Annotated in this window: 10 protein-coding genes; 5 read left to right on the top strand and 5 right to left on the bottom strand. The window is 70.5% G+C overall.

From position 1 onward, the window contains the following. Positions 1-122 precede the first annotated feature (122 nt). The 3 genes from HALOF300_RS13185 to HALOF300_RS13175 are packed head-to-tail and all read left to right on the top strand — an operon-like array spanning position 123 to position 4,652. Positions 123-2,918 carry a helix-turn-helix transcriptional regulator gene (locus tag HALOF300_RS13185; protein ID WP_156741400.1) on the top strand — a complete coding sequence of 932 codons (2,796 nt, stop codon included), beginning with the start codon at positions 123-125 and terminating at the stop codon, positions 2,916-2,918. Positions 2,919-2,966: 48 nt separating this feature from the next. Continuing rightward, positions 2,967-3,791 (top strand): alpha/beta fold hydrolase, encoded by an 825-nt coding sequence (locus HALOF300_RS13180; RefSeq protein WP_156741399.1) that lies wholly within the window; start codon positions 2,967-2,969, stop codon positions 3,789-3,791. Positions 3,792-3,821: 30 nt separating this feature from the next. Further along, positions 3,822-4,652: an alpha/beta hydrolase gene (locus tag HALOF300_RS13175; RefSeq protein WP_156741398.1), complete on the top strand. Its 831-nt coding sequence runs from the start codon at positions 3,822-3,824 to the stop codon at positions 4,650-4,652. Between the two features lie 98 nt (positions 4,653-4,750). On the opposite strand, the gene HALOF300_RS13170 is transcribed toward HALOF300_RS13175, so the two are convergent. From HALOF300_RS13170 to HALOF300_RS13150, 5 genes are all read right to left on the bottom strand, one after another. Then, on the bottom strand, positions 4,751-5,020 hold the full coding sequence (locus HALOF300_RS13170) for a hypothetical protein (RefSeq protein WP_154792652.1): 270 nt from the start codon (positions 5,018-5,020) through the stop codon (positions 4,751-4,753). Positions 5,021-5,135: 115 nt separating this feature from the next. Continuing rightward, on the bottom strand, positions 5,136-6,329 hold the full coding sequence (locus HALOF300_RS13165) for a hypothetical protein (protein ID WP_156741397.1): 1,194 nt from the start codon (positions 6,327-6,329) through the stop codon (positions 5,136-5,138). A gap of 175 nt (positions 6,330-6,504) precedes the next feature. After that, positions 6,505-6,783, bottom strand: a complete 279-nt coding sequence (locus HALOF300_RS13160; RefSeq protein ID WP_154792650.1) for a hypothetical protein — start codon at positions 6,781-6,783, stop codon at positions 6,505-6,507. 102 nt (positions 6,784-6,885) lie between these two features. Continuing rightward, the gene (locus HALOF300_RS13155) at positions 6,886-7,740 is read right to left on the bottom strand and encodes a hypothetical protein (RefSeq protein WP_156741396.1); all 855 of its coding nucleotides are present in this window, start codon (positions 7,738-7,740) and stop codon (positions 6,886-6,888) included. 114 nt (positions 7,741-7,854) lie between these two features. Then, a complete protein-coding gene (locus tag HALOF300_RS13150; protein WP_156741395.1) occupies positions 7,855-9,279 on the bottom strand; it encodes an FAD-dependent oxidoreductase in 1,425 nt (474 codons plus the stop codon). Between the two features lie 82 nt (positions 9,280-9,361). Between HALOF300_RS13150 and HALOF300_RS13145 the strand changes: the two genes are divergently transcribed. Beyond that, positions 9,362-9,730 carry an ArsR/SmtB family transcription factor gene (locus HALOF300_RS13145; RefSeq protein ID WP_156741394.1) on the top strand — a complete coding sequence of 123 codons (369 nt, stop codon included), beginning with the start codon at positions 9,362-9,364 and terminating at the stop codon, positions 9,728-9,730. A 230-nt stretch (positions 9,731-9,960) separates the two neighbouring features. Beyond that, positions 9,961-10,948, top strand: a 988-nt coding sequence (locus HALOF300_RS13140) for a DUF222 domain-containing protein (protein WP_156741393.1), incomplete at its 3' end; no start/stop codon positions are given.

Genomic DNA, 10,948 nt, shown 5'->3' with positions numbered 1-10,948 from the left:
CCGCACGGCGGCGTCGCCGGCCGCTTCAAGGAACCTGCCGGCCGGGTCTCGACAAGCGATCCAGCTCTCCGACACTCTTGGCGCACCAGCAAGCCGTCCGAGCCTCCACGAAGGGAGGTCGCATGGTGCCCTTCGCACAGCACCGGTCCGCTTCGCCTCTGTATGGCAGGGCCGACGACATCCGGCTGATCGAGGGCTTGGTCACAGGTGCCCGCAACGGCGTGAGCGCGGCGCTCGTTCTTCGGGGCGAACCCGGGATCGGCAAGACTGCGCTCCTGCGCACCGTGACGGAGTCGATCGAGAGCGCTCTCCTACTGCGTGTGGACGGGTTCCAGGCCGAGTCGGCTCTTCCGTTCGCAGGAATGCAACGGCTGGGCACGCCGCTGCAGCCGTTCCTCGGCGCCTTGCCGGCACATCAACGGGACGCGCTGCGAGTGGCGGCCGGAGCGGCAGACGGCCCCCCGCCCGATCGCTACCTCGTGGGCCTCGGCATGCTCTCCCTCCTCGCGGCGGCGGGTGAGGACGGACCGGTGGTGTGTGTGATCGACGACGCCCACCAACTCGATCGAGAGTCCCTGGAAGTGCTGGCGTTCGTCTCCCGGCGGCTGAAGGCCGAGTCCGTCGTGCTTCTCTTCTCGGCGCGTGACGACGGCCCCTTCGACCTGATCACTGCCGGTGTGCCCACTCACCGCCTGGGCGGACTCGACCCGCTGTCGGCAGTGCAGCTCCTGCGCGAATCGACGTCCGGCGTCTTCGATCCGTATCTGGCGGCCCAGATCGCCGAGCAGACGGGAGGCAACCCGCTGGCCATGATCGACCTGTCTCACGACTTCACCGTCGAGCAGTTGACGGACGCCTCCCTCGCCGAGCAACCCTTCCCCATCGGCCGGCGACTCGAGCAGCACTACACCCGAGAACTGCGGGAGTACCCTGCGAGCGTACAGACCTGGCTGCTGCTGGCGGCTGCGGAGCCCACCGGCTCGACGGACCTGATCGAGGGCGCCGCACGCCGAATCGGCCTGGCGGGCGAGGTGGCGGACCTGGCTGAACACTCGGGCTTCGTCGCTGTGCACCGGAGCGCCGTTCGCTTCCGGCACCCCCTCGTGCGGTCCGCGGTCTACAGCGCCTTCCCCGGGACCGACCGCCGCCGGGTTCACGACGCGCTCGCGCGTGTCGCCGCAGAGCGAGGTCTGCCGGATGTGGAGGCGCTGCACGCCGCTGCCGCCACCACGGGCACTGATGACGCGGTTGCCGACCGACTCGAGGCCGCCGCAGACCGGGCGGGGATGCGGGGAGGCCTGTCGTCGCGTGCCTACTCGCTGGCACGTGCCGCCGAGCTGACCTCCGACGCCGGTATCCGCAACGGCCGCCTCATCGCGGCGGCCGAGGCGGCGGCAGGAGCGGGCGCTGCACAGTTCGCGTTCTCTCTCCTCGACGACCTCGACGAACGAGCGCTCGACACGATCGGGCGGGGGCGATCGACAAGCCTGCGCGCGATGCTCGCAGTCTTCCTCGGCGATCCGATCGGCATCAGACGCGCCCCGGCCGACCTCCTCGCGGCGGCCGACGCCTTCCACGGCGCACTGCCGGAGCTGGAGCAACGCACGCTCATCCGCGCGTTCGAGTTCGCGCTCACCACCGAGTGGATGATGGAGGGCGTCTCGCTCGAGCAGCTCGGGCTGCGCCTGCGCGCGGGCGCCCAGTCCCAGGACGGGCCGCTCTCCATCGCACTCGGCGCGCTGAGCGCGCACATCCTGCTCCCATACGACGAGGCGGTGCCGGCCATGCGCGCCGCCGTCGAGATGCTGCAGGCCTGCGACGACGCCACGCTGCTCGAACTCGGATTCGGCGTCGCGCTCGGAATGGGTCTGTGGGACGAGCGGGCGAGCGTGGAGCTGCTCGAGCGTACGGCTCGTGCCGCCCGCGATGTCGGCTCCCTGAGGGTCCTCGACACCTCGCTCTGGGTGCTCAGCATCCTCGAGCTCGTCCGTGGCGACCCGATCGCCGCCGGTCGATACGTCGAACAGGTGCGGGAGTTGCGCCGCGCGATCGGCTACCCCGGGGAACAGGTGGTCAACGCCTCCTACCTGGCGTGGGTAGGTGCACCCCGGGCGCAGGTCGAGGCGATCGCAGAGGCGACGATCGGCACCGGCTTCGGTGGCGCCTGGACGATCGCGATGACCGGGCTCAGCGTGCGGGACATCGCGGAGGGCCACTACGTCGACGCGTACAAGCGACTCAAGCCGATGATCGAGCGACCCTTCCTGCAGGTCACCTACCAACAGTGGCCCGAGTACATCGAGGCAGCGGTTCGAAGCGGCCACCCCGACGCCGCCGCCGCGGCCGCCGGCAGGCTGCGCCACCACGCCGCCGTCAGCGGCACACCGTGGATCCGTGGAGTTGCCGACCGTTGCGACGCCCTGCTCGCGCCGGACTCCGATGCCGAAGCGCTGTTCGTGTCGGCCATCGGATGGCTGGAGCAGAGCACCGCGACCGGCGACCTCGGCCGCGCCCGGCTCCTCTACGGCGAGTGGCTCAGGCGGATGAAACGCAGACGGGACGCGAGGCAGCAGCTGCGTGCGGCGCTATCGATCTTCGAACGGGCCGGAGCACCGAGCTTCTCGAACCGCGCGCGGTCGGAGCTCGCGGCAACCGGTGAGCACGCGCCGCGAACCGAGGTCTCCGGAGTCGCCTCACTCACTCCGCGTGAGGAGACGATCGCGAGCATGGCCGCTGCCGGAAGCACGAACCAGGAGATCAGCTCCACGCTCTTCATCAGCACGAACACCGTCGACTATCACCTCCGGAAGGTGTTCCGGAAGCTCGGCGTCAGTTCCCGTCGCCAGCTCGCCGAGAGGCTCGCTCCTGCAGACACGGAGGACGACTACGAGGACCACGTGGTTCGGTCGAAGCCCTAGGTCGGCACGATCGGTGGAGTCCCTCACCCTTCGAGCCGGGAGTCCGCGATGTCATTCATCACCACCGAGGACGGCGCACAGATCTTCTACAAGGACTGGGGCACCGACGGCTCGCCGGTGATCCTCAGCCACGGCTGGCCGCTGAACTCCGACGCATGGGAAGCAACCGCGCGCTTCCTCGCCGAGAACGGCCACCGGGCGATCGCGCACGACCGCCGCGGACACGGGCGTTCCAGCCAAACCTGGCACGGCAACGAGATGGACACGTACGCCGACGACCTCGCGTGCCTCATCGACCTCCTCGACCTGACCGACATCACCCTGGTGGGCCACTCCACCGGGGGCGGGGAGATCGTCCGGTACATCGGACGACACGGCACCGAGCGTGTCGCCAAACTGGTTCTCGTGTCGGCGGTGCCGCCGCTCATGCTGGAGGGCGACGACAATCCCGGAGGATTGCCGCTCGCTGTCTTCGACGGGATTCGAGCCGGCGAGGCATCCGACCGCTCCCAGCTCTACCGCGACCTCGCCGACGGTCCCTTCTTCGGCAACAACCGCAACAACGACGTCTCCCAAGGTGTTCGTGACGCGTTCTGGCTGCAGTCCATGGCGTGCGGACATCGAGCAGCGTACGAGTGCATCGCCGCCTTCTCGGCAACGGACTTCCGTCCGGACCTGGCCAAGGTCGACGTGCCGACGCTGATCATCCACGGCGACGACGACCAGATCGTCCCGTTCGAGGTCGGCGGCAAACGCTCGGCCGCGCTGATCCCAGGTGCGACGTTGACGGTCTACGAGGGCGGGGCACACGGATTGCCCGACACCGACCGTGACCGGCTGCACGCGGACCTTCTCGCGTTCGTCGAGGCCTGACCACCCACCCCCTACACAGAGAGCAGGATCATGTCGCACCCACCAACCCCGGACACCATCGTCCTCGTGCACGGACTGTGGATGACTCCACGCAGCTGGGAAGGATGGAAGGCGCACTACGAAGCGAAGGGCTTCACCGTGCTCACCCCCGCCTACCCCGGCTTCGAGGTCGAGGTCGAAGAGCTCCGCAAGAATCCCGACGTGATCGCGAACGTGACCGTTCCGGAGACCGTCGACCACCTCGCGGCTCAGATCGAGGCGCTGCCCCGGCCGCCCGTGATCATGGGCCACTCCTTCGGCGGGGCGCTGACCCAGTTGCTCCTCGCGCGCGGCCTCGGCGCAGCAGCCGTCGTGGTCGACTCCGCCCCGACCGAGGGCGTGCGGGTGAGCCCGCTGTCGCAGGTGCGCTCCCTCTTCCCGGCGCTGAAGAACCCGGCGAACTTCCACAAGGCCGTCGCGTTCACTCCGGAGGAGTTCCACTACGCGTTCGCGAACACGCTGTCGAGGGAGGACTCCGACGCGGTGTGGCGCAAGTACGCGATCGCGGCGCCCGGCAACTGGGTGTGGGCGTACGGGCTGATTGCGAACCTCAAGCCGGGTCCGCAGGAGACCTGGGTCGACTACTCGATCGAGCGCGCTCCGCTGCTGTTCATCGGCGGCAGCGAGGACCACATCATGCCGCCGTCGGTGAACAAGTCCAATGCGAAGCACTGGGCCAAGTCCCCCTCCCTGACCGAGTACCACGAGTTCCCGGGGCGTTCGCACTGGATCTGCGCGGAACCGGGCTGGGAAGAGGTCGCCGACTATGCGCTGGACTGGGCTATCGCTCACGTGGAATCCGCGCCCATCACCACGTCGTAGTCGGCGGCCGAACGCTGCCCGGACAGCGCGACGGCCGGCTCCCGGGGAGGGGAGCCGGCCGTCGGCGGAGCCCGCCGTGGTCGACGGCGAGGGCCGGGTCAGGAGGAGGCGCGCTCCTGGTCGTCGGCCTGCTGGCTCAGGATCGTGGCGTTCTCCTGGAGCGCCTGGACCACGTTCTGCAGGGCCGGTACGTACTGGCCCTGCCAGTCGCTGGTGAATCGCTGCGCGTCGGGTCCGTACCAGGGGGTCGCCTCGAGCTGCTGCGTCAGCTGCGCAGTCAGCTGGTTGATCACGTCGGCGTCGGAGTTCATCACCCGGACGAGGTCGCGTGCGGCGGTGATGTCCATGCCGTAGACGGTGGTGCTCATGGTGTGTCCCTTCGTAGGCGCTGAGTCGCTCAGCGGTTTGGGTGGTTCGTGCTGGTCGGAACTGGTGACTGCTGGTCGTACTGGTCGCTGCTGGTCGTGCGGTCAGGTCGGGGGGTCAGTCCTCGTCGTCGAACCCCTCGGGCAGATCACCGTCCTTCCGGCGCAGGGCACCGAGTGCCGCGGTGCCCAGTCCGGCGAGCCCGAGGGGTGCCGCGAGGAGAGCGGGGTTGGTCGAGGAGCCGCCGGCCACGGTGTCCGCGCCGAGCAGCGGGGGCGAGCCGCCGGTGGCGGTGCCGATGCTGGACCCGCCCGGGGCACCGAAGGTGACCGGTGCCGATGTTGTCGCCGGGTCACCCGCCGTGATGCCAGGGCCGCCGCGGCCGAGGGATCCGGAGCCGAGGCCCGAGCCACCGGAACCGGCCGACCCGGAGCCACCCGAGCCGAGCCCGCCGCCGGCGGAGCCGATGCCGCCGGGTCCAGTGTCAGAGCCACCGCTCGAGCCGGACCCACCACCGGAGCTTCCGGACGAACCCGGGGAGCCCAGCGACGTCGACCCCAGTGACCCCGCGCCGAGCGAGCCCGACGAGCCGGAGCCGCCGGACGCCGTCGGGCCGGAGCCTGAGCCGCCCGCGGCGAGCGCCGCAGCGGCCACCGGGGCGATCGCCGCAGCTCCCCCGCCGACGGCGGCCGAGGCCGCGCCCTGGGCGGAGATCGCGGTGGGCAGGCTCGTGGAGCCGGAGGCCGAGCCGCCCGTGGACAGGCCGAGGGTGCCCGTGCCGTCCCAGCGGATGGTCAGCCCGTCCGGGGTGATGATCGTGGCGCCACCGCCGCTCGATCCGGTGTTGCCGAGCGAGCTGGACCGGGAGCCGACGCCGGTCGGCGTGATCACCACGGCCCCGTCACCGACGGCACCCGTGGGCATCTGCCCGTTCGAGATGGCCGGCAGCGGCGCGGACAGCATCGGCGGGTTGACCGCCGTCGTGGCCGGCATGTTCGGGCTGGTGTAGGCGCTCGCCGGGATGGAGACCGATGGCGAGTCGCCGCTGACCGACTTCTGCAGGGCCGATGCGGCCTTGAGGATGTTGGCGAACCGCTCGAGCGCCTCACCGGTGGTCTCGATCCACGGGATCACGGTGAACTCGAGGTAGTTGGCGAACGCGGCGGCCCAGCCGGTCCAGCTCATCGCCCGGAGTGCCTTGACCACGAGCTTCAGCGCCTTTGCGATCATCTTCGCGTAGTCGGCACCCTCCTGGGCCTTCTGGGCCATCTCGTCGAGTGCGCTGACGTCGGCGCCCTGGAACCCGGTCATCGCCGGTCTCCTCTCTGCTTCTGGAAGTCGCTCTGGTCTGTCGGAACTGCTGGGTCGTGCCCGGCCCGGTGGTGCGGGTGGCCGGTGCTGCTGGTCGATGACGCTAGGCACCGGGTCGCTGCCGGGGCCAGCGCTGTGGGGGTGGAAACTTCCGCCCCGGCTGCGGCCGGCGACGTCAGCTGGAGACCTCGTCCTGGAGGTCCGCGCGGCGGCGCAGCTCGGCCGCGTTCTCGCTGAGGGAGTCCGTGGCAGCCTCGAGCTCGGGGCGCAGCGAGCCGTCCCAGTCCTGCTTGAACTTGCTGGCGGCGGGCCCGATCCAGAGCACGGATTCGAGCATGGCGGAGACGTTGCCGACCATGGACTTGAGGTCCTGGGCGCCGGTGTCCATGTTCCGGGAGGCGTCCCGGGAGTACTCGGTGTCGATGCCGTAGAACTGCGAGCGGTCGTACGTCATGGTGTCCTCCTGCGGCTTCGTCGACGCCTTGTCGACCTGCCTTCGACGCTAGGAGCGCCGCCGCCGGAGAAGCCAGCGAACAGGGGGTGGAACGTTCCGCCGCTACAGCGCGGTCGGAGCCCCAGGATTGAGGCCGGCACCGCGTGAACGGGCGTCGTGAACGGCCTCGAGATCCGCCGTCGTCACCAGTCGCACCTCCGCGGCACGGCGCCCGACGGCGAACCTCACGTTCTGCACGCGGCCCTCCGTCACGGTGAACGGGTCGTCGTCCGGGCCGAACGCGAGGCGGGCCACGGAGCGGATCGCGTCGTCCACGCGCTGCGCGCGTTCGAGGTTCCAGGCGTGGCCGCGCCAGTGCAGGATGCGCTCGTAGATCTCCCGGTTCGAAGGCGGCCGGGGGTAGTCGTCCGCGCCGGTCAACCAGGGCTCGGCGAGGGCCAGGGCGACGTACCACTCTCGCGACCAGCGCTCCAGGTGCGGTGCGTCGGCGGTGGCGGCGCCGTCGGGGTCGCCCTCGGCGACCAGCGCTACCGGCGCCGGCTCGTCGCGGACCTCCTCGACGTCCACGACGAGGACGAGGTCGGTGAAGGTCCCCGTGGGCGTCTGCCGGCCGCGCAGGACGAGCAGGTGGTTCTCGCCCTCGTCGAGCAGGGCGGCCATGCCCTCGGAGAGGGCTACCCGACGCGCGCCGCCGGGGGCGTCGAACAGGGAGGACAGCTGGGCGCCGGTGCTGCCGCGCCACCGGAGCCGGACGACCTCCTCGCCGACCTGGACCTCACCGACCACGCGGGAGACGTGCGGTGCGACCCGGGGCAGCGCGAGGGCCGTGAGATGCAGTTGGGTGTCCGCGTCGACCTCGGGCAGTGCACTGTCCGGCGATCGACCCACGAGCAGGGTGTCTCCGGACCCGAGCACCACCGTCGGCACGCCCGACCCGCGCAGCGTCACCCGTAGCATCGCGCCCCACCCCCGTCTCGCCGTCAGCCTAGGGGATGGCGCTCGCCGGGCGCTCGAGTACGCCGGGTGGGGTGCTGGGCCGGGGCCGGGATGCGGCCTGCGACCGACCCGGGCTCAGTCCCTCGGCGTATCGCCCGAGCGACCGTGCACCACGCCGGTGGCGAACCCGACACCCGCTGCCGCGCCTACTCCCAGCGTGACGAGTTGGGGCTCGTCGGGCGACGCACCACAACACGAGCCGGACCCGCCGTCGGAGTCTCCCGGCAGATCGGTGGAGCAGACCCCGGTAGCGGGCAGGCTCAGTTGGAGCGTGTCCGCGTCGACCCGGTCCCCCGACAGTGCGGCGGCGATCGAGCGGACCTGCTCGTACCCGGTCGCCAACAGGAAGGTGGGCGCACGGCCGTAGGACTTCATGCCGGCCAGGTAGAACCCGTCGTCGGGGTGCGCCAGGACGCGCTCCCCGTGCGGAGGAACGGTGCCACAGGAGTGCTGGTTCGGGTCGATCAGGGGCGCCAGCGCCGTCGGCGCCTCCACGACGGGGTCGAGGTCGAGGCGAACCTCGCGCAACATGTCCAGGTCGGGGCGGAAGCCGGTCGCGTTGACGATCGCATGCGTGTCGAGGTCGAGGCGGTCGTCCTTGGTGTGGCCGAGGACCTTGACCGTGTCACCGCTCGGACGGAGCTCCTCGATGCGAACCCTGGTGAGCAACTGCAGCCGGCCGGCGTCGACGGCGTCGCGGAGCTTGGTCCCGAGGAGGCCGCGCGCAGGCAGCTCGTCGTCGGCCCCGCCGCCGAACAGGCGACGGGCCGAGCCGCCCCGGATCGCCCACGTGATCGTGGTGCCTGGCTCGGACTCGGCCAGTTCTACCAGGCTCAACAGGCTGTTCGCGGCGGAGTGCCCCATGCCGACGACGAGAGTGTGGCGGCCTGCGAACCGGTGCCGCTGGGCACCGAGGACGTCCGGGAGCGGCCCGGTCATATACTCGCCGGCCCGATCCTCGCCCACAGCGGGCAGACCACCCCGACCCAGCGGGTTGGGCCGACCATACGTGCCGGAGGCGTCGATGACTGCGCGGGCGAGGATGTCCACGCTGTCGGGTCCCTCACCGACGACGGCCCGCACCAGGTAGGCCCGGCGGTCGCGTCCGAGGCTCTGGGTCTTGTCGGCGCCGTCCCTGCTGACTCCGACGACGCGCGTTCGGGTCCGTAGCCGGGATGCGATCGCATCGGTCTGGGCCAGCGGGGTCAGGTAGCGCGTGACCAGGTCGGCGCCGGTGGGCAACGCCTCGGCGTCCGGCATCAGCCAGCCCGTGGGTTCCAGGAGCCGCCGCGCCGCGCCGTCGACGTCGTACCGCCAGGGCGAGAACAGCCGCACGTGGCCCCAGGAGGCGATGGCGGACCCTGGACCGTCGCCGGACTCGATGATGAGCGGTTCGAGGCCGCGTTCCAGCAGGTGCGCCGCGGCGGCGAGCCCCACCGGCCCGGCTCCGATCACCACGATCGGCAACTCGTCCCGCCTGACGTCCGCTGTGCTGCTCATCTCTGCGCTCCCATCGAGAAACATCAATATGGCAAGGTTGGGCTACGCATCGAAGATTGTCAATCTATGCCAGAATGGACCCATGTCGACCACCGTCGGACTCGCCTCCGTTGGCGCTGATTGCTGCGCGCCTCCCGCCGGCGACGCCGCCCTCGACCCGGCGACCGCTCGGGACATCGCACAGGGATTCAAGGCGCTCGCCGACCCGACCCGCGTCCAGCTCCTTGCGATCATCGCCGCGCAGCCCGATGGTGAGGCCTGCGTGTGCGACCTCACCGAGCCGGTGGGCCTGTCCCAGCCGACCGTGAGTCACCACTTGAAGATCCTGGTCAGCGCCGGACTGCTTGCGCGGGAGCAACGTGGACGCTGGGCGTACTACTCGTTGCGCACGGATCCACTGACCGAGTTGGCGACCGGTCTGATCCGCTCAAGGACCGCAGCCTCCGCCTGATCCGATGAGCCGGGCTCGCGACCGGTCCGAACAGGACCAGGACCGCGACCACCTCCAACCGATCCGTTGAGCCGGGTCCACGACCGGTCCGAACGACACCAATACGGCTGCCGCATCCTCCACCTGATCTGTTGATGAAGCCTCATCCACAGGGTGCGGGCTGATGTCTCGGAGTCCACATTTTCGTTGATATCTTGCGGATTCTGGGGTGGGCTCCTAGGATAGAACACGTGTACGAGTCGAGTGGCAGTGAGGTCGGGGGCCAGGTCGGGACCCCGCCCTGGGACGTGGCCGAGCTGGCCACCGACCGGGCCTGGCTGGAGGCCTCCTACGCCCTGTTCGACCGGGTCGAGGAGTTCCCCGTCGAGGACGCCGACCTCTGCGGGTCGGGTGGCTCCGATGAGATTCCCCCGGTCGATTTCGAGGCCCTCGCCGACCGCCCACGCGTGGATTCCTTCACCCTGGCCGAGCTCGAACGGGCGCTGGGTCCCGATCGGGACCTGTCCGGGATCGATGAGTACGACCTCGTCGAACTCATCGCCCTGTGGCGGCACCTGGAGTCCGCCTGCGCGGCCGGTGTCCGGGCCGCGTCCGCCGAGCTCGCCGGACGGGTCCCGATGAGCATGGACAAGCCCGCCGTGCTGGACCGCAAGACGAACTTCCGCTCCAGCATCGCCGCCGAGGAGATCGCCCCCCGGCTCGGGTGCTCCAAGCGGGAGGCGAACCGGCTCATCAGCGTCGGCAAGCTGCAGACCACGATCGCCGCGCCGACCGGTGACGCGTTGGCAGCCGGGCACATCGACGCCGCCAAAGCGGACCTGATCGCGACCGCCGTCGCGGTGCTGGACGCCGAACCGGCGCTGGAGGTCCAGGCCGAGATCCTGCCCAAGGCACCGGGGTGGACCCGGTACCGCCTCCAGCGTGAGATCGCCACCGCCGTCGCGCAGGCAGACCCGGCCAGCTTCACCCAACGCGCCCAGGTCGCGTCCGAGAAGCGGTACGTCTCCCGGGCCCGGATGGTCGCCGACGGCATGGCCAGCCAGACCCTGTACTGGCCGGCCGCCGACGCCCTCACCTTCGACCTCACTCTGGACGCCGCGGCCGCGACCGCCAAAGCCACAGGCGACCCCCGCACTCTGGAACAACTGCGCTCGGACATCCTCGCCGACCTCATCGCCCACCACCTGAGCACCGGACAGATCGGCCCCCACCCCCAGC

It is taken from the genome of Occultella aeris, from assembly GCF_902703175.1.
Classification (GTDB): Bacteria; Actinomycetota; Actinomycetes; order Actinomycetales; family Beutenbergiaceae; genus Occultella; species Occultella aeris.
Note: the sequence above shows the minus strand (reverse complement) of the source record. Positions and strands in the feature narration are given on the sequence as shown.

Bases quoted from the DNA above. Each gene is read 5' to 3' on its own strand.
- HALOF300_RS13185 (WP_156741400.1), top strand. From the start codon at position 123: ATGGTGCCCTTCGCACAGCACCGGTCCGCTTCGCCTCTGTATGGCAGG.
- HALOF300_RS13180 (WP_156741399.1), top strand. From the start codon at position 2,967: ATGTCATTCATCACCACCGAGGACGGCGCACAGATCTTCTACAAGGAC.
- HALOF300_RS13175 (WP_156741398.1), top strand. From the start codon at position 3,822: ATGTCGCACCCACCAACCCCGGACACCATCGTCCTCGTGCACGGACTG.
- HALOF300_RS13170 (WP_154792652.1), bottom strand. From the start codon at position 5,020: ATGAGCACCACCGTCTACGGCATGGACATCACCGCCGCACGCGACCTC.
- HALOF300_RS13165 (WP_156741397.1), bottom strand. From the start codon at position 6,329: ATGACCGGGTTCCAGGGCGCCGACGTCAGCGCACTCGACGAGATGGCC.
- HALOF300_RS13160 (WP_154792650.1), bottom strand. From the start codon at position 6,783: ATGACGTACGACCGCTCGCAGTTCTACGGCATCGACACCGAGTACTCC.
- HALOF300_RS13155 (WP_156741396.1), bottom strand. From the start codon at position 7,740: ATGCTACGGGTGACGCTGCGCGGGTCGGGCGTGCCGACGGTGGTGCTC.
- HALOF300_RS13150 (WP_156741395.1), bottom strand. From the start codon at position 9,279: ATGAGCAGCACAGCGGACGTCAGGCGGGACGAGTTGCCGATCGTGGTG.
- HALOF300_RS13145 (WP_156741394.1), top strand. From the start codon at position 9,362: ATGTCGACCACCGTCGGACTCGCCTCCGTTGGCGCTGATTGCTGCGCG.